At 60.0% G+C, this 17,800-nt stretch carries 20 protein-coding genes; 10 read left to right on the top strand and 10 right to left on the bottom strand.

The window, feature by feature from the left end; all coding sequences use genetic code 11:
• Positions 1-3: 3 nt before the first annotated feature.
• The 5 genes from ACY4LX_RS09340 to ACY4LX_RS09320 form a co-directional block, all read right to left on the bottom strand.
• A complete protein-coding gene (locus ACY4LX_RS09340) occupies positions 4-1,092 on the bottom strand; it encodes a flagellar basal body P-ring protein FlgI (protein ID WP_463260575.1) in 1,089 nt (362 codons plus the stop codon).
• A gap of 27 nt (positions 1,093-1,119) precedes the next feature.
• Entirely contained in the window at positions 1,120-1,815 is a 696-nt protein-coding gene (gene flgH, locus ACY4LX_RS09335; RefSeq protein ID WP_149657051.1) for a flagellar basal body L-ring protein FlgH, read from the bottom strand.
• 52 nt (positions 1,816-1,867) lie between these two features.
• Entirely contained in the window at positions 1,868-2,653 is a 786-nt protein-coding gene (flgG, locus tag ACY4LX_RS09330) for a flagellar basal-body rod protein FlgG (RefSeq protein ID WP_054049256.1), read from the bottom strand.
• A gap of 46 nt (positions 2,654-2,699) precedes the next feature.
• Positions 2,700-3,440, bottom strand: a complete 741-nt coding sequence (locus tag ACY4LX_RS09325) for a flagellar basal body rod protein FlgF (RefSeq protein WP_149657052.1) — start codon at positions 3,438-3,440, stop codon at positions 2,700-2,702.
• A 363-nt stretch (positions 3,441-3,803) separates the two neighbouring features.
• Entirely contained in the window at positions 3,804-5,366 is a 1,563-nt protein-coding gene (locus tag ACY4LX_RS09320) for a sigma-54-dependent transcriptional regulator (protein WP_149657053.1), read from the bottom strand.
• 280 nt (positions 5,367-5,646) lie between these two features.
• On the opposite strand from ACY4LX_RS09320, the gene phhA reads away from it, so the two are divergent.
• The 6 genes from phhA (at position 5,647) to ACY4LX_RS09290 (ending at position 10,070) form a co-directional block, all read left to right on the top strand.
• Positions 5,647-6,438, top strand: a complete 792-nt coding sequence (gene phhA, locus ACY4LX_RS09315) for a phenylalanine 4-monooxygenase (protein ID WP_149657054.1) — start codon at positions 5,647-5,649, stop codon at positions 6,436-6,438.
• A 105-nt stretch (positions 6,439-6,543) separates the two neighbouring features.
• Positions 6,544-6,900, top strand: a complete 357-nt coding sequence (locus tag ACY4LX_RS09310; RefSeq protein ID WP_123509107.1) for a 4a-hydroxytetrahydrobiopterin dehydratase — start codon at positions 6,544-6,546, stop codon at positions 6,898-6,900.
• Positions 6,900-8,093 carry an amino acid aminotransferase gene (locus ACY4LX_RS09305; protein WP_463259742.1) on the top strand — a complete coding sequence of 398 codons (1,194 nt, stop codon included), beginning with the start codon at positions 6,900-6,902 and terminating at the stop codon, positions 8,091-8,093. The genes ACY4LX_RS09310 and ACY4LX_RS09305 overlap by 1 nt, the downstream gene beginning before the upstream one ends.
• A 283-nt stretch (positions 8,094-8,376) precedes the next feature.
• Positions 8,377-8,508: a hypothetical protein gene (locus ACY4LX_RS09300; protein ID WP_256672193.1), complete on the top strand. Its 132-nt coding sequence runs from the start codon at positions 8,377-8,379 to the stop codon at positions 8,506-8,508.
• Positions 8,509-8,584: 76 nt separating this feature from the next.
• Complete coding sequence (locus ACY4LX_RS09295; RefSeq protein ID WP_149657730.1) at positions 8,585-8,767, top strand: hypothetical protein; 183 nt, start codon at positions 8,585-8,587, stop codon at positions 8,765-8,767.
• 103 nt (positions 8,768-8,870) lie between these two features.
• Entirely contained in the window at positions 8,871-10,070 is a 1,200-nt protein-coding gene (locus tag ACY4LX_RS09290) for an MFS transporter (RefSeq protein ID WP_463259741.1), read from the top strand.
• Here the strand turns inward: ACY4LX_RS09290 and arfB are convergent.
• Positions 10,067-10,480 carry an alternative ribosome rescue aminoacyl-tRNA hydrolase ArfB gene (gene arfB / locus ACY4LX_RS09285; RefSeq protein WP_007920134.1) on the bottom strand — a complete coding sequence of 138 codons (414 nt, stop codon included), beginning with the start codon at positions 10,478-10,480 and terminating at the stop codon, positions 10,067-10,069. The genes ACY4LX_RS09290 and arfB overlap by 4 nt on opposite strands.
• Positions 10,481-10,633: 153 nt before the next feature.
• Here arfB and ACY4LX_RS09280 point away from each other — a divergent pair, with 153 nt between their 5' ends.
• Together ACY4LX_RS09280 and ACY4LX_RS09275 are read left to right on the top strand one after the other, a co-directional pair.
• The gene (locus ACY4LX_RS09280) at positions 10,634-10,948 is read left to right on the top strand and encodes a hypothetical protein (RefSeq protein ID WP_463259740.1); all 315 of its coding nucleotides are present in this window, start codon (positions 10,634-10,636) and stop codon (positions 10,946-10,948) included.
• Entirely contained in the window at positions 10,948-11,238 is a 291-nt protein-coding gene (locus tag ACY4LX_RS09275) for a helix-turn-helix domain-containing protein (protein WP_463259739.1), read from the top strand. The genes ACY4LX_RS09280 and ACY4LX_RS09275 overlap by 1 nt, the downstream gene beginning before the upstream one ends.
• Positions 11,239-11,296: 58 nt before the next feature.
• On the opposite strand, the gene ACY4LX_RS09270 is transcribed toward ACY4LX_RS09275, so the two are convergent.
• Entirely contained in the window at positions 11,297-12,709 is a 1,413-nt protein-coding gene (locus ACY4LX_RS09270) for an amino acid permease (protein WP_463259738.1), read from the bottom strand.
• 926 nt (positions 12,710-13,635) lie between these two features.
• Between ACY4LX_RS09270 and ACY4LX_RS09265 the strand changes: the two genes are divergently transcribed.
• Together ACY4LX_RS09265 and ACY4LX_RS09260 are read left to right on the top strand one after the other, a co-directional pair.
• Entirely contained in the window at positions 13,636-13,770 is a 135-nt protein-coding gene (locus tag ACY4LX_RS09265; protein ID WP_054049237.1) for a hypothetical protein, read from the top strand.
• A gap of 70 nt (positions 13,771-13,840) precedes the next feature.
• Entirely contained in the window at positions 13,841-14,806 is a 966-nt protein-coding gene (locus tag ACY4LX_RS09260) for a M29 family metallopeptidase (RefSeq protein WP_149657060.1), read from the top strand.
• Positions 14,807-14,995: 189 nt separating this feature from the next.
• Here the strand turns inward: ACY4LX_RS09260 and rluB are convergent, their stop codons facing one another.
• From rluB to scpB, 3 genes are all read right to left on the bottom strand, one after another.
• On the bottom strand, positions 14,996-16,300 hold the full coding sequence (gene rluB / locus ACY4LX_RS09255; RefSeq protein WP_169371063.1) for a 23S rRNA pseudouridine(2605) synthase RluB: 1,305 nt from the start codon (positions 16,298-16,300) through the stop codon (positions 14,996-14,998).
• A 155-nt stretch (positions 16,301-16,455) separates the two neighbouring features.
• Entirely contained in the window at positions 16,456-16,647 is a 192-nt protein-coding gene (locus ACY4LX_RS09250) for a DUF1289 domain-containing protein (protein ID WP_463259737.1), read from the bottom strand.
• A 145-nt stretch (positions 16,648-16,792) separates the two neighbouring features.
• Complete coding sequence (gene scpB / locus ACY4LX_RS09245) at positions 16,793-17,791, bottom strand: SMC-Scp complex subunit ScpB (RefSeq protein ID WP_463259736.1); 999 nt, start codon at positions 17,789-17,791, stop codon at positions 16,793-16,795.
• Between the last annotated feature and the right edge of the window lie 9 nt (positions 17,792-17,800).

The following is a 17,800-nucleotide window of genomic DNA, read 5'->3' as shown; positions in this document are numbered from 1 at the left end:
TCCTCAGATCACGATCAGGTCGGCTTGCAGCGCGCCGGCCTGTTTCAGTGCTTCAAGGATGGCCATCAAGTCACCCGGCGCCGCGCCGACCTGGTTCACCGCACGCACGATCTCGTCGAGGGTGGTGCCCGGGCCGAACTTGAACATTGGCTTGGCTTCCTGCTGGGCGTTGACCCGCGAGCGCGGCACGACCGCCGTCTGCCCGTTGGACAGAGGGCCGGGCTGGCTGACGATCGGGTCTTCGGTGATGGTCACGGTCAGGCTGCCGTGGGTCACGGCGGCTGGAGAAACCTTGACGTTCTGGCCGATCACGATGGTGCCGGTGCGCGAGTTGATGATGACTTTCGCCACCGCCTGGCCCGGATCGACTTCAAGGTTTTCCAGGATCGACAGGTAGTCGACGCGCTGGCTCGGATCCAGTGGCGCGGTGACGCGGATCGAACCGCCGTCGATGGCCTGGGCCACGCCGGGGCCGAGCAGGTCGTTGATCTTGTCGACCACGCGCTTGGCGGTGGTGAAGTCGGAACGGTTGAGGTTCAGCGTCAGGCTATTGCCCTGGTTGAAACCGCTCGGCACCGAACGCTCGACCGACGCACCGCCAGGGATTCGACCGGCCGACGGAACGTTGACGGTGATCTTCGAACCGTCGCGACCTTCGGCATCGAAACCGCCGACCACCAGGTTGCCCTGGGCGATGGCGTAGACGTTGCCGTCGATACCTTTAAGCGGCGTCAGCAGCAAGGTGCCGCCGCGCAGGCTCTTGGAGTTACCGATGGACGACACCGTGATGTCGACCTGCTGACCTGGCTTGGCAAACGCCGGCAGATCCGCACTGATCGACACCGCCGCGACGTTCTTCAACTGCACGTTGCCCGAACCCGGCGGCACCTTGATGCCGAACTGCGAGAGCATGTTGTTGAAGGTCTGCAGAGTGAACGGGGTCTGGGTCGTCTGGTCGCCGGTACCGTTAAGCCCGACCACCAGGCCGTAACCGATCAATTGGTTGGTCCGCACGCCGGAAATACTGGCAATGTCCTTCAAACGCTCGGCTTGAGCGGTGAACGCTGCGGACAGCAACAGGGCAGCCACCATCAGGTGTTTAAGATTCAACGTAGCCACCTAGAAAGGGAACAGCGGGCTGAGGAAGAAACGGTCGAACCAGCCTGGCTGACTCGCATCGGCAAACGCGCCGGTGCCCGAATAGGTGATACGTGCATCGGCGACGCGGGTCGACGACACGGTGTTATCGGTAGCGATATCGTCGGCGCGTACCAGACCGGCAATCCGCACCAGCTCATCACCGGAGTTGAGCGTCATCCACTTCTCGCCGCGCACGGCAATGATGCCGTTGGGCAAGACGTCGGCGACGGTCACGGTGATCGAACCGGTCAGGCTGTTGCTCTGGCCGGATTTGCTGGCGCCGTTGGTGGCACGGTCGCCGCTGTAGCCGACGTCCAGGCTCAGGTCGCCGCTGCCTACCGGGTTATTGGTGCTCAAGCCGCCACCGAACAGCGACGACAGGCCGATGCCGGTCTTGCTGGTCTTGCCGATCTGCGAGTTGGCGCCTTTGCTGGCCTGGGTCTTCTCGTTCAGGGTAATGGTGATGATGTCACCGACCCGGAATGCCTTGCGGTCGCTGTACAGGTTCTGTTCGAAACCGGCCTGGTAGATCGAGCCATTATTGGCGGCCGCCGGCAACGGCGTGCGCGGCAACACCGGGGCGTAGTAAGGGTCATTGGGCTTGGCCGTCGGCGCGACGCAGCCCGCGAGCGCGACCACCCCACTCAGTGCCACAACAGATACAAAGCGATTCATGACCCTACCTCACGGTGCTGCTGGCGACCTTATGGCCGCCCCATAGACTTGATTACAGATTCTGCGTTACGAACGAGAGCATCTGGTCGGCGGTGGAGATCACCTTGGAGTTCATCTCGTAGGCACGCTGAGTGGTGATCATGTTGACCATCTCTTCAACGGTGCTCACGTTGGAACCTTCCAGGGTGTTCTGCAGCGTGGTGCCGAAACCGTTCAGGCCCGGTGTGCCGACTTGCGGCGCGCCGCTGGCGGCGGTTTCCAGGAACAGGTTGTTACCCACTGCTTGCAGACCGGCCGGGTTGATGAAGTCGGCGGTTTGCAGGTTGCCGATCACCTGGGAAGCCGGGTTGCCGGGAACGGTGATGGACACCGTGCCGTCAGTGCCGACGGTGAAAGTCTGGGCGTTGTTCGGGATGACAATCGCCGGCTCCAGGGCGAAACCGCTGGCGTTGACGATCTGGCCATTGGAGTCGAGGTGGAAAGTACCGTCACGGGTGTAGGACGTGGTGCCATCCGGTTGCAGGATCTGGAAGAAACCGCGACCGTCGACCGCCAGGTCCAGCGGCTGCTCGGTGGTTTGCAAGCTGCCGGCGGAGAAGTTCTTCTGGGTGCCGACGATGCGCACACCGGTACCCAATTGCAGGCCGGACGGCAGTTCGCTGTCCTGGGTCGACTGGGCGCCAGGCTGGCGTTTGATCTGGTACAGCAAGTCCTGGAACTCGGCGCGATCACGTTTGAAACCCGTGGTCGATACGTTCGCCAGGTTGTTGGAAATGGTGGTCAGGTTGGTGTCCTGGGCGGACAGACCTGTTTTGGCAACCCATAGAGCCGGAAGCATTTCGATTCTCCTCGTGCGCCTGTTTTACGGCGCGACGTTCTGGTAATTAGGTGATCTGCAAGACCCGAGCCATGGCCTGGTCATCGTCTTTGGCGGTGTTCATCATCTTGATGTGCAGCTCGAATTGCTTCGACAAAGCCAGCACCGACGTCATCTCTTCCACGGCATTGACGTTGCTCGACTCCAGGAACCCGGACACCAGCTTGACGCCCGCATCGGCTTGCGCCGGCTTGCCGTCTTTGGTGTGGATAGAACCATCCAGGCCTTTGGTCATGTTCTTCAGGTCAGGGTTGACCAGTTTGATGCGGTCGATTTCGGCCATCACTCGCGGACCTTCGCCCATCGAACGAATGCTGATGGTGCCGTCCTCGCCCACTTCGATTTTCTGCTCGGGCGGCACGGCAATCGGCCCGCCATTGCCCATCACCGGCATCCCATTGCCGGCGCGCAATACGCCCAGGGCGTCAATGTTCAGGCTGCCGGTGCGCACGTAGCTTTCACCGCCATCGGGCGTCTGCACGGCGATCCAGCCGTTGCCGGCCACGGCGACGTCGAGGTCACGACCGGTTTCCACCATCGAACCTGGCGAGAAGTCGGTGGCCGGGCGTTCGGACATCGCATAGGCACGCGCCGGAAAGCTGTCACCAAACACCGGCATCGAACGGGCCTGCTCCAGGTCCTTTTGAAAACCGTTGGTGGAGATGTTCGCCAGGTTGTTCGCATGAGCCTTCTGCGCCAGTGCATTCTGGCTGGCGCCGGTCATTGCCACATAAAGGTACTTGTCCACACTCTTTCCTCTGCATGCCGGACGTTTGCCGCCCACTGCTGTACTGCTGAGCCTTAAGCAATTTGCAGACCAACTTTTTTCTGACGGCGCCGGGCCCTGCAAACAAAGGACTTGAGGGGTTTTGAGGGGATAGGAGGATTGTGTCGAAGTCGAAAAACCGGCGGTGTTATGCCGCTAACGGCAAGGTCCGGCCTTCATGGACCACGCCGTACCCTGTGGCGAGGGAGCTTGCTCCCGCTGGGCTGCGAAGCGGCCCCAAAACGGACGTCCGAGATCTGACAGACACACCGCACGGGATGGTTTTGCGGCCGCTTCGCGCCCGAGCGGGAGCAAGCTCCCTCGCCACAAAAGCCTCGCATTACCTTAGTTTCCGGGTTCTTTACCGACATCGTACTCACGCAACTTATTGGCAATCGTCGTATGGGAAACCCCCAACCGCTTACCCAGCTGCCGACTGCTCGGATGCTCTGAGTACAAGCGCTCCAGCACCGCTTTTTCAAAGCGCCCGACAATCGCATCCAGCCCGCCTTCCAGCGAGAAATCGCCAAGCGGCTGACGCACGCCGTAATCCGGCAGGCGAATATGCTCGACCTTGACCGTCCCGCCCTCGCACAGGGAAACCGCCTGGAACAGTACGTTTTCCAACTGCCGGACATTGCCCGGCCAATGGTAATGACTGAGCCGTTCCATGGCCGCCGGCGCCAGTTTCGGCAATGGGCAGCCGATCTGCCGGCTGGCCTGATCGAGGAAGTGCTCCACCAGCGGCGTCAAACCGTCGAGACATTCGCGCAGCGGCGGGATGTGCAACGACAGTACGTTCAAGCGGTGATACAAATCCTGGCGAAACTCGCCGCGCGCGCAGAGCTCCGACAGGTCCACTTGCGTGGCGCAGATCACCCGCACGTCGAGATACACCTCTTCATCACTGCCGACACGGCGGAAGCAGCCGTCCTGCAAGAAGCGCAGCAATTTCACCTGCAAGCGCGGGCTCATCTCGCCGACGCCATCGAGAAACAGCGTACCGCCCGCCGTCAGTTCCAGCAGCCCAAGCTTGCCCTCGGCCCGCGCGCCTTCGAAGGCACCGGGGCCGTAACCGAACAACTCGGTCTCGGCCATGGACTCCGGGAGGCCCGCGCAATTGAGCGCCATCAGCGGCGACTGGCCGCGAGGGCTCGCCAGATGACAGGCCCGGGCCAGCAGCTCTTTGCCGGTGCCGGTTTCGCCTTCGATCAATAGCGGCGCATCCAGCGGTGCCATGCGCCGGGCTTCGCGCACCACCGCTGCCATGACTTTCGAGCTCTGGAAAATGCTGTCGAAACCGCGCAACTCTTGCTTGCGCACGTTATAGATGCGCTCACCCACCCGGTCGGCCCGGTGCAAGGTCAATACCGCGCCGGCCATGGCCTCGCTGTCGTCGTGCTCCGATTGCAGCGGGGCGATGTCGGCGAGAAACACATCGCCCTTCACCTTGACCCGCAGGCCATTGATCCGCGATTTGTTGGCGCGCACCAGTTCCGGCAAGTCGAAGTCCTCGGCGTACCGGGACAAGGGAATCCCCGGCACCTCGTCCACCCGCACCCCGAGCAACTGCGCCGCCGCCCGGTTGGCCGCCACGATGGAACCGCCCATGTCGATCGACAGCACCGGGAACTCCAGGGCACCGAGCAACGCGTTCAACTCCATGTGCCGACGCTCGCTGGGCATCAGCCCTACCCGCTTGACGCCGAATACCCCGGCAATCGCCTCGAATTTAGGACGCAGCGCCTGGAACTGGATATTGATCAGGTTCGGACAGTGCAGGTAGATCGCGTTGCCATGTTCACCGCCAACCTCGCCGCGCGCGACGTTGATCCCGTATTCCACCAGCAGGTTGAGAATGTCACGCAGGATGCCGATGCGGTTTTGGCAGTGGACTTTGATACGCATATAAAGAGCCTGAACAGAGTGATCGAGGCTCACCGCCGGAAAATTTCTGCGGGAGTGCTCAGTTAGTCGTCAAGATTATGTGACAGCCAGAGCGCTTTTCAAACCCGGAAAACTCAATACCTGCGCCACAGCGGCCATTCCGTAACGAAAACTTTACGAAAAGCACAGATTTTTCCTACGCGCGACGCAAACCACCTGCTGCATCACCGCACGCCTTGGGGTATCTCTAGGTCCATAGCTGTACATAACAAGAATGAATTCCCCCTAGCAGGAGAGCAGCATGAAGCAGACGCAATACGTGGCCCGCGAGCCCGATGCGCAAGGTTTTATCGACTACCCCGCCGAAGAACATGCGGTGTGGAACACGCTGATCACTCGTCAACTGAAGGTGATTGAGGGTCGTGCGTGCCAGGAATACCTGGACGGTATCGAAAAACTCGGTCTGCCCCACGACCGCATTCCGCAACTCGGAGAGATCAACAAAGTCCTCGGTGAAACCACCGGCTGGCAAGTTGCCCGAGTCCCGGCGCTGATCCCCTTCCAGACATTCTTCGAATTGCTCGCCAGCAAGCAGTTTCCGGTGGCGACCTTTATTCGTACCCGTGAAGAGCTGGATTACCTGCAAGAGCCGGACATTTTCCACGAGATCTTTGGCCACTGCCCGCTGCTGACCAACCCCTGGTTTGCCGAATTTACCCACACCTACGGCAAACTTGGCCTACAGGCCACCAAGGAAGAACGCGTGTACCTGGCGCGCCTGTACTGGATGACCATCGAGTTCGGCATGGTCGACACCCCGCAAGGCCTGCGCATCTACGGCGGTGGCATCCTGTCCTCGCCCAAGGAAACTGTTTATTGCATGTCGGATGAGCCAGAACACCAGGCCTTCGATCCGCTGGAATGCATGCGCACGCCGTATCGCATCGACATCCTGCAGCCGCTGTACTTTGTGCTGCCCAACCTCAAGCGCCTGTTCGACGTGGCCCACGAAGACATCATGGGCATGGTCAAGCAAGGCATGCAGCTGGGCTTGCACGCACCGAAATTCCCACCCAAACCGAAGGCTGCGTGAACCGCGACTTTTACTCACAAGTGAGTCTGTCAGTCGTCGTGACTTTGGTTTAGCGTGACGGCATTGACGACCGATATAAAAAACATCCGATACAGGAAACAGACTATGTCCACTTTGAACCAAGCCCACTGCGAAGCCTGCCAAGCCGGCGCCCCTCAGGTCAGCGACGAAGAGTTGCCGGTACTGATCAAACAGATCCCTGACTGGAACATCGAAGTGCGCGACAGCGTGATGCAGCTGGAAAAAGTTTTCCTGTTCAAGAATTTCAAGCACGCCCTGGCGTTTACCAACGCGGTCGGTGAAATCTCCGAAGCCGAAGGTCACCACCCGGGCCTGTTGACCGAGTGGGGCAAAGTCACCGTGACCTGGTGGAGCCACTCCATCAAGGGCCTGCACCGCAACGACTTCATCATGGCTGCGCGCACTGACGACGTGGCCAAGGATGCCGAGGGCCGCAAATAATGCATTTCGACGCCATCGGCCGAGTACCCGGCGACCCGATTCTCGGCCTGATGGAGGCCTATGCGCAGGACCCCAACCCGCGCAAATTCGACCTGGGCGTGGGTGTCTACAAAGACGCCCAGGGCCTGACGCCGATTCCGCAAGCGGTGAAACTCGCCGAGGCGCGACTGGTGGATCGCCAGACCACCAAGACCTACATCGGTGGCCATGGCGATCCGGCATTCGGCAAAGTCATGAACGAGCTGGTGCTCGGCGCCGATTCGCCCTTGATCGCCGAGCAACGGGCCGGCGTCACCCAGACCCCGGGTGGCACCGGTGCGCTGCGCTTGAGCGCGGACTTTATCGCGCACATGCTGCCGGGCCGTGGCGTCTGGTTGAGCAACCCGACCTGGCCGATCCATGAAACGATTTTCGCCACGGCCGGGGTCAAGGTCAGTCACTACCCGTACGTGGGCAGCGACAATCGCCTCGACGTCGACGCCATGCTCGGGGTGCTCAACGAAGCGCCCAAGGGCGACGTGGTGTTGCTGCACGCCTGCTGCCACAACCCGACCGGTTTCGATCTGTCCCATGACGATTGGCGTCGGGTGCTGGACGTGGTCCGTCGCCGCGAGCTATTGCCGCTGATCGACTTCGCCTACCAGGGTTTTGGTGATGGCCTGGAACAGGACGCGTGGTCAACCCGGTTGTTCGCCGATGCATTGCCGGAAGTGCTGATCACCAGTTCTTGCTCGAAGAACTTCGGCCTGTACCGCGATCGCACCGGCGCACTGATTGTCTGCGCGAAAACCGCCGACAAACTGGTGGATATCCGCAGCCAACTGGCCAACATCGCCCGCAACCTGTGGTCGACGCCACCGGATCACGGCGCGGCCGTGGTGGCGACCATCCTTGGCGACCCGGAGCTGAAAAGCCTCTGGGCCGACGAAGTGGAAGCCATGCGCTTGCGTATCGCGCAACTGCGCAGCGGTTTGGTCGAAGCCCTGGAACCGCACGGCTTGCGCGAACGCTTTGCGCATATCGGCGTGCAACGCGGGATGTTCTCCTACACCGGATTGACGGCGGAACAGGTTAAACAGCTGCGCGATCATCACAGCGTGTACATGGTCAACTCCGGCCGGGCCAACGTGGCGGGGATTGATGCGACGCGCCTGGCGTTGCTGGCTGAAGCCATTGCTGAAGTCTGCAAATAACCCTCATCAGCACCGATCGTTCCCACGCTCCGCGTGGGAATGCAGCCCGGGACGCTCCGCGTCCCAAAGCGGACGCAGAGCGTCCATTGAGGCATTCCCACGCAGCGCATGGAACGATCATCTAGGGACTGCGATCTTTTGCGTTTCGCCCCCCCTGCGGCCATTGGTCGCAGAAATCCCAGATAAAAGTCTGTTTGTCATTTGTCCTGCTGTATCCTGCCCAAGCTTTTTAAAAGCGCGGATCTACCAGATCTATCAACAGACTTTGCGAGGAGCGCGAAACATGCACGAGATCCCTAATCTCCCCTTCCCAAGCCTGCACGAAACTGAGCAGACAACCCCGCAACAAGCCAGTGCCCAACAGCCTGAGCCGAAAGAAGCCACTGACCGTCGAAAGACTGACAGCGAAGACTGATCCACCTGCAATGCCAGACCGTGTGGAAAGCGCTAACATGCGCTTTCCACACCGCCTGAACCCCGAGTCCCCCGCCATGACCAACGAATTTTCCGACACCCAGGCCAGCGTCCTGATCGGCACCGCCGAGAAGATGATCGAGATCTGGAATCGCCTCTCCCCTGAAAAACAAGCCGCCCTGCTGGCCCGTTTCGGCAGCGAAGAAAATGCCCTCGCCGCCCTGGTCACCACGCAACTGGTCGCCCCCGCCAAACCCTGACTCCCCCCGCCCGGCAAATAGTTTTACTTTTCCACGACCGCCCGCCCTTCGCGCCGCTATCATAAGCAGCCTATCTATCCTGCTGCCCCGTGGACTTTTACCCATGTCAGAAAACCAGCGCCCCCTGGCGGTCACGCTGCAAGTCGTTTCCATCGTCCTGTTCACCTTCATCGGCTACCTCAACATCGGCATTCCCCTGGCCGTATTGCCGGGCTACGTCCACAGCGACCTGGGCTTCGGCGCGGTGATCGCCGGGCTGGTGATCAGCGTGCAATACCTGGCCACCCTGCTCAGTCGGCCTTACGCCGGGCGCATTATCGACAACAAGGGCAGCAAACTGGCGGTGATGTACGGCCTCGCCGGCTGCGGTTTGAGCGGTGTGTTCATGCTGGTGTCGGCCTGGACCCAAAGCCTGCCAATGCTCAGCCTCATCAGCCTGCTGATCGGCCGCCTGATCCTCGGCAGCGCGGAAAGCCTGGTGGGCTCCGGCTCGATCGGCTGGGGCATCGGCCGAGTCGGCGCGGCAAACACGGCCAAGGTCATCTCCTGGAACGGCATTGCCAGCTACGGCGCCATTGCCATCGGCGCTCCGTTTGGCGTGTGGCTGGTGTCTAAATTGGGCTTGTGGAGCATGGGCGTGAGCATTGTGCTGCTGGCCGTGTTGGGCCTGGCGCTGGCCTGGCCGAAAACCGCCGCGCCGATTGTCGTCGGTGAACGCCTGCCGTTCATGCATGTGCTGGGCCGGGTGTTGCCCCACGGTTGCGGCCTGGCGCTGGGCTCGATCGGTTTTGGCACCATCGCCACCTTCATCACCCTGTATTACGCGACCCAGCATTGGTCGAACGCGGTGCTGTGCCTGAGCCTGTTCGGTGCCAGCTTCATTGGTGCGCGCCTGCTGTTCGGCAATCTGATCAACCGCCTCGGCGGGTTTCGCGTGGCAATTGCCTGCCTGTCGGTGGAAACCCTGGGCTTGCTGCTGCTATGGCTCGCGCCGGACGCCAATTGGGCGTTGGCCGGTGCGGCGCTGAGTGGCTTCGGCTTCTCGCTGGTGTTCCCGGCGCTGGGCGTGGAAGCGGTGAACCTGGTGCCAGCCTCCAGCCGTGGTGCCGCGGTGGGGGCTTATTCGCTGTTCATCGATTTGTCGCTGGGGATTACCGGGCCACTGGCCGGTGCGATTGCGGCGGGTTTTGGTTTTGCCTCGATCTTCCTGTTCGCCGCCCTCGCCGCATTGAGCGGTTTGGCGTTGAGCGTCTACTTGTACCGCCAGGCGCCGAAGTATCGCGAAGAGCGCGACACCCGTTAGAAATCCACCTTACCGCGCCCGGCCTTGATGCTGCCGCGCTTGGTCTTCGACTCCAGCCGACGCTTCTTCGAACCAAGGGTCGGCTTGGTCGGACGGCGCTTCTTCTCGACTTTGGTGGCGCTGAGGATCAACTCCACCAGCCGCTCCAGCGCATCGGCGCGATTGGCTTCCTGCGTGCGGTATTGCTGTGCCTTGATGATCAATACGCCGTCGCTCGTGATGCGACTGTCGCGTAGCGCCAGCAGCCGCTCCTTGTAGAATTCGGGCAAGGACGAGGCCGGGATGTCAAAGCGCAGGTGCATCGCGCTGGAAACCTTATTGACGTTCTGCCCACCGGCGCCCTGGGCGCGGATGGCGGTCAATTCGATCTCGGCATCCGGTAGGTGCACGTTGTTGGAGATAACCAGCATGGAAAAGCGTCCGGGTTCAGGACGTGCAGGATAGCGCGAATGCAATTTACGACGCGCAGAAGATCATGTGGGTGCGGCTCGAGTTTGTCGTTGCTCCACCTTGATTGAATGGCTATAGTCGAACTACGCCACTGACGTACGCCAAGGAAAGGCATGATCGTTATTGAAACCCCGATCTTTACCGAAGACGTTAAAGGTCTTCTCAGTGAGGATGAGTATCGAGCACTACAGAATTCGTTGGCAGAAAACCCGGACACGGGGGATGTAATCCAAGGAACAGGAGGTCTCAGGAAGGTACGCTGGGGCGCACAAGGAAAGGGCAAGCGAGGTGGGGTTAGAGTGATCTACTACCATCTCGTATCGGCTTACCAGATCCGCCTGATTCTGATCTATCAGAAAGGGGCCAAAGACGATCTGTCCGAGGATGAGAAAAAAGTGCTTCGCGAACTAAACAGTAGGTGGAAATGATGGAAAAAAATCTCTTCAACCGCCTTGTAGAAAGCATGACCCAGATGGACGAAATTGACCGTGGCGAGCGTCAGCCGTCACGTGAATTCCACATTGATGCTGCACAGGTAAAAAAAATCCGACAGGCCACAGGGCTATCTCAAGCCCGGTTTGCCGAAACTATTGATGTGGCATTGGGCACTCTTCGTAACTGGGAGCAAGGCCGTCGCGACCCGCAAGGGCCTGCCCGCGCTCTGCTGCGAGCGATACATAATGATCCTGATCATGTATTGGCGGCATTAAAGCAGTGAGCGTTAAAAAAACAACAAACCCGGCACTTGGCCGGGTTTGTTGTTTCTGCGTACCGCGTTATTTCACCGCGGTGTGCAACGCGTGCTGTGCGCGGCGCTTGTTCTTGATGCCGTAACAGATCCACATGAACGCGACCCACACCGGAATCGCATACACCGAGATCTGAATGCCCGGGATCAGCAGCATCACGCACAAGATGAAGGCCACGAACGCCAGGCAGATGTAGTTCCCGTACGGGTACCACAGGGCCTTGAACAGCGGCGTCTGCTTGGTTTTGTTCATGTGTTGGCGGAACTTGAAGTGCGAGAAGCTGATCATCGCCCAGTTGATCACCAGGGTCGCCACCACCAGGGACATCAACAGCTCCAGGGCGTTTTGCGGGATCAGGTAGTTGAGCAACACGGCGATCAACGTCACCGCCGCCGACGCCAGGATCGAACGCACCGGCACGCCGCGCTTATCGATCTTCGCCAGGGCCTTCGGCGCATCGCCCTGCTCGGCCATGCCCAGCAACATGCGGCTGTTGCAGTAGGTGCCGCTGTTGTACACCGACAATGCCGCGGTCAGGACCACGAAGTTGAGGATGTGCGCGGCGGTGTTGCTGCCCAGCATCGAGAACACCTGCACGAACGGGCTGCCGCTGTAGGAATCGCCGGACGCATTCAGGGTCGCCAGCAGGCTGTCCCATGGCGTCAGCGACAGCAGGATGACCAGGGCGCCGATGTAGAAAATCAGGATCCGGTAGATCACCTGGTTGATGGCTTTCGGGATCACGGTCTTCGGCTTGTCGGCTTCGGCTGCGGTGAAACCGAGCATTTCAAGGCCGCCGAAGGAGAACATGATGATCGCCATGGCCATCACCAGACCACTGACGCCATTCGGGAAGAAACCACCGTGGGACCACAGGTTGCTCACCGAGGCCTGCGGGCCGCCGTTGCCGCTGACCAGCAAATAGCTGCCCAGGGCAATCATGCCGACAATCGCCACGACCTTGATGATCGCGAACCAGAACTCGGCTTCGCCAAACACTTTGACGTTGGCCAGGTTGATCAGGTTGATCAATACGAAGAACCCGGCGGCCGAGACCCACGTAGGGATATCCGGCGCCCAGTAGTGGATGTACTTGCCGACCGCGGTCAGCTCCGACATGCCCACCAGAATGTACAGAATCCAGCAGTTCCAGCCCGACAGGAAGCCGGCGAAACCGCCCCAGTATTTGTGCGCGAAGTGGCTGAAGGAACCGGCCACCGGCTCTTCGACGATCATTTCGCCGAGTTGGCGCATGATCATGAACGCAATGAAGCCGCAGATGGCGTAGCCGAGGATCATCGACGGGCCGGCGGATTTCAGCACGCCCGCCGAGCCGAGGAACAGCCCGGTGCCGATCGCGCCACCGAGGGCGATCAGTTGAATGTGGCGATTTTTCAGGCCGCGTTTCAGCTCGCCTGAATGCGAGTTTGGTCCACTCATGAAAAGGGTCTCACGCAAGGTTTGATGATGTTCAGTAGACGTTGCTGCTCGGTTGCAATTTCAAGCAGCGCCGATCAAACCCCAGCGCAAGCACCAGGAGTTCAGCGTATTTACAACGGTCATGCGTCACCTGTTTGTTTTTATCCGTGACGAAATCGAACCCGACACGCTTGTGGCGCGGCGGAGTGAACAAGACGGGTAGCCTTGAAGTGCGCAGATGCGCAGGAGGTCACAGTTAAAACGCGGCGCATTGTACACCGCTAACCCCCTGCTGCCAGACCCGCTGGATCAGCGCGTCGGTTGCCGGGATTGTCTGTGTCCGCCTCGGGGGTGCCGGGCAGCTGCAAAAAAGGAGTCAGACCTTTGCAGGTCGTCGGCGCGGGCGATGGAAGAATCGGCCCACGGAGAGAATTGGAGATCGATCACGGCGTTCATTGCGCCTCCTTCTTGTTATGCACCTGCACGGCAGGCATGGCACGCATCTCACCCGTCAAGCGCGGCTGAAACAAGCGGGCCAGAGCCCTGCGGATGGACTGTGAGCGGGCATGGCGGAAGCTTTTCCTTACAGTCGACGAGAAGACGCTAACAGGCGAGGTATGTCCGCGTATTTCGTCAAGATTGCGTTACACGCCGTAACGTAAATTTGCCAAACCAGATCATTCCATAGGCCGACTGCAAATTGACGTTAGGAAGCTTCCTAAGGAAAAGGTCGAGTTAGTTTTTTGTTTCTTATTAAGAAATTCACTCTGGAAAAATGGAATAAATAGTTCAAACAAATCTTATTTAATTATTTTTTTGCATTTTAAAAACCAGTGAACTAGGTTTTCAGCGACTTGCCGAGCCATATCGACCGGCAAGTTGGCGTTGTATTCATCGATTGAAAACTACGCCGCTGTTCTTACTCAAAAGTCATCTAGGAGATTCACATGCAACTGGACAAAGACTTGGAAACTGAACTGCAACTGGACGATTGGTTTGAAGCACCGACCCATGAAGCCGCCGTTGAAATGATGCAAGCCGACGCGGTTGTTCCGTTCGGCACGGCGATGTGGCCTCTGTAAGCCATCCCCGGCAGGCACGATCCGGCCGGTTGTGCCTGCCACATTTTCTCGGTTTGTCAGGGAGGATTACATGGATAAGCAACGGGCTATCTCGCATTTCCTTTACTACCTCGAACACCACCCGGCCCTTGTCGGTATCAACCCGGCGAAGGTCTTGCTCGGCCACACCGCTGATTACGAGGCACTGACCGGCGCCATCGCCGAACAGGCCGGTCTCAGCACACCGTTCAGCTTCAGCACCCTGCGCCTGGACCTCGAACCCACCGAATTGCTGGCGCAGGCGATTACTGACAGCGATCTGTACATTTTCTTCTACGACTCTTCCACCCTGCCCAACCCACGTCCCGATGGCCCGGAGTTTGTCCGCGCGCTGCAAGGGGTGATGGCGCAAAACTGGAAGAAGTCGTTGCTGTTCAAGGATTACGGCGATTACTTCTACGACACCTTCAGCGTCACCCCGCAGCGCATTGCCGGGTTGAACAGCCACTTGATCCAGCGCATGTCCCATGCCACGACGCTCAGCTTCAAAGATGATCACGGCTCATGGTTCGAAGCACCGTTGAGCAGCATCAAGAAGTGGACTGATATCAACGGTGTGGGCAACTTTGACCTGGCCCCCGGCGAGATCGCGACGCATAGCGAAGAGATCAATGGCCGCGTGAAGTTCATGGGGACGTTCCTCAGCACCATTCCGTTCGCGCGCAAATACGGGGTCTTGGAATCGCCGCTGGAACTGTGGATCAAGAACTCGACCATCCACAAAATCGCCACGGACGTGCCGGGGCTGGAACATGACTTCAATAAATACCTGGACGCCAATCCGTCGAATCGGCGGATCGAGGAGTTGGGCATTGGCACCAATGAAGGCGTGAAGGAGCTTTACGCGCGCAACGCCGGGTTCGAGGAGCGCCATTGCGGCTTGCATCTGGGGTTGGGCGGCGGGGCCAAGGGCAGTCATCACCTGGACCTGATCTTCTCCGGCGGTGTGTTGGCGCTCGATGATGAGCCGGTGTTTGATGGGCGGTTTGTCTTTTAAATGATCGTTCCCACGCTCTGCGTGGGAATGCAGCCCGGGACGCTCCGCGTCCCTTGCGAAGCGGACGCGGAGCGTCCATTGATGCATTCCCACGCAGAGCGTGGGAACGATCAGCCAGACGAAAAAAAACGCCAACCCTGAGGTTGGCGTTTTTCACTTGCAGCTTGCCGCTAAAAACTCAACGCTGCTTCACTCCGGCTTACGACGCCCGAACCCCGGACGCTGGCCCGAACCGGCCGGTGCGCCACGGCGCTTGCCCGATGGCGTGTCCTTGTCGACCAGCACGATGCCCGGGCGTTTCTTCGCCGGCGCCTTGGCCGGACGCTTGGTGTCGGCCGGACGGTCCGCCACTGGCGTACCGCGACTCGAATCACCACGGGCCTCACCACGAGGAGCACCGCGATCGCTACGACCACCGCTTGGCGCACCACGGCCTTCGCCGCGCTCGGTGCGACCATTGGCCGGACGTGGCGTGCGTGGACCGCGCTCGCCATCAGCACGAGGTGCTGCGGGCTTGCGGGCTGGACGCTCGCCTTCGATATGCGGTTCGCGGGTGTCACGCGGCGTCGCAGCGGTCTGGTTGCCGATGGCTGGACGCAACGAACGCACGCGCTCGGTCTTGCCCATCGGACGCGACGATTTACGCTGCATACGGTCGAGCTTGTCTTTGCTCTTGGCATTCATCTGCGGCATGGCCACAGGCGTCAGGCCCACTTCAGCACTCAGAATGTCGACTTCGTACTGGCTCATTTCGCGCCAGCGACCCATCGGCAGGTCGGAGTTGAGGAACACCGGACCGAAACGCACGCGCTTCAGACGGCTGACCACCAGGCCCTGGGATTCCCACAAGCGACGAACTTCGCGGTTGCGACCTTCCATCACCACGCAGTGGTACCAGTGGTTGAAACCTTCGCCGCCCGGCGCCTGCTTGATGTCGGTGAACTTGGCTGGGCCGTCTTCGAGGACAACCCCTGCTTTCAAGCGCTCGATCATCTCGTCATCGACTTCGCCACGCACACGCACCGCGTATTCACGGTCCATTTCGTAGGAAGGGTGCATCAGGCGGTTGGCCAGTTCACCGTCGGTGGTGAACATCAGCAGACCGGTGGTGTTGATGTCCAGACGGCCGATGTTGATCCAGCGACCTTCTTTCGGTTTTGGCATCTTGTCGAATACGGTCGGACGGCCTTCCGGGTCAAGGCGGGTGCAGATTTCACCGTCGGGCTTGTTGTACATGATCACGCGGCGTACCGACTCGGCGGCTTCTTCGCGCTTGATCACGCGGCCATCAATGGTGATGGCGTCGTGCATGTCGACGCGCTGGCCAAGGGTGGCGTCTTTGCCATTGACCTTGATGCGGCCGTGGCTGATCCAGGCTTCTACGTCACGGCGCGAGCCGACGCCGATACGGGCGAGGACTTTCTGCAGTTTCTCGCCTGCGGGGCCGATTTCGGCGTCGTCTTTCGGGCCGTCTTTCTGGTCGTTGATACTCATCTGGGCACCTCCCGGTGTGGTCTGTTCAGGACGCTCTGAAGTGAAGGCCCTGAAGTGTTGAAAGCTGGGTCTCGGACGAAGGGATCGCCGGAGGGTCGCGAATCATACGCTCATGCAAGCGTTCGCGCATCAGAGACTAGCTGATGAATGCAGACTTACTTGGCTTTCCGCCGACCGGTGGCACCGAGTTTGATCAAGCGCAACGCCGCTTCGGCGAGCACGGTGCGCTTGTCGGTCTTGTCGAGTTTCTTCCAGGCCTTGATTTCACGCTTGCTGCGCCCGCAACCGACGCAGATGTCGTCGGTGAACTTGCAGAGGCTGATGCAGGGGTCTTTGGTTGAGCTCATCAATAATTCCTGTGAACGCGCTTCCTGTAGGAGCGAAGCTTGCTCGCGAAAGCGGTGTGTCTGACCCATCGATGCTGGATGTGCCGCCGTCTTCGCGAGCAAGCTTCGCTCCTACAAGGGATTTTTATTGCCCGCGGGGATTCGGTCAGTCGTCGAATTCCCGGCGTTCGGCTTCGATCGCTTCAGCCAGGGCGCGGGCTTCGGCTTCTTCGTCGCTCAGCTCGGGTTCCGGTTCGGGCTTGTGTGGCTCTAACGCAGCGACAGCAGCCAGGAGTTTCTCGCGGGCTTCGGCAACGCCCAGAACATCATCCTCCAGCTCCTCTTCCGGCTCGTCTTCGATTGTGGCTTCCGGGTCAGGCTGAAGTTCAACTTCGATGACTGGCTCTGGCACCGCTAGATCCAGACCTTCTTCCGTCTCCGTCACCGCCCCATCACGCAACAAGTCATCAAAGTCCGTCTTGATCCCCTGCTCCATGTCATCCAGTTCCAGCAGCAGCGTATGGAAACTGGTTTCTTCCTTGGGCTCTTCCGGCTCGGCGCTGGCGTCGGCCAGTTCCTGCAAGCCGGCCGGCACTGGCGCGTCATCGAAATCGAGCACCGGGTCGGGCTCCATCTCGCGCAGTTCAGCCAACGGCGGCAGGTCGTCGAGATTTTTCAGGTTGAAGTGATCGAGAAACACCTTGGTGGTGGCGAACATCGCCGGTTTACCCGGCACATCGCGATAACCGACGATGCGAATCCACTCGCGCTCCAGCAACGTCTTGACGATGTGACTGTTGACCGCCACGCCCCGCACGTCTTCGATCTCGCCCCGGGTGATCGGCTGGCGATAGGCGATCAGCGCCATGGTTTCGAGCATGGCCCGGGAATAACGCTGCGGGCGCTCTTCCCACAACCGACCGACCCACGGCGAAAACTTCTCGCGGATCTGCAGGCGGTAGCCGGAGGCGACTTCCTTCAATTCGAAGGCGCGGCCGTCGCAGGACTTGGCGAGGATCGTCAGGGCTTTCTTGAACACCGGCGGTTCAGGCCGCTCGCCCTCTTCGAAGAGTTCGAACAGGCGTTCAAGGGATTGCGGTTTTCCCGAGGCCAACAGAAAGGCTTCAAGCAGTGGCGCCAGCTCGCGGGGTTCAGTCAGGTTCATGATTCAACT

The sequence above is a fragment of the Pseudomonas sp. Emmai genome (assembly GCF_055179735.1).
The sequence above is the reverse complement of the archived record's forward strand: the minus strand, read 5'-3'. Positions and strand labels throughout refer to the sequence as shown.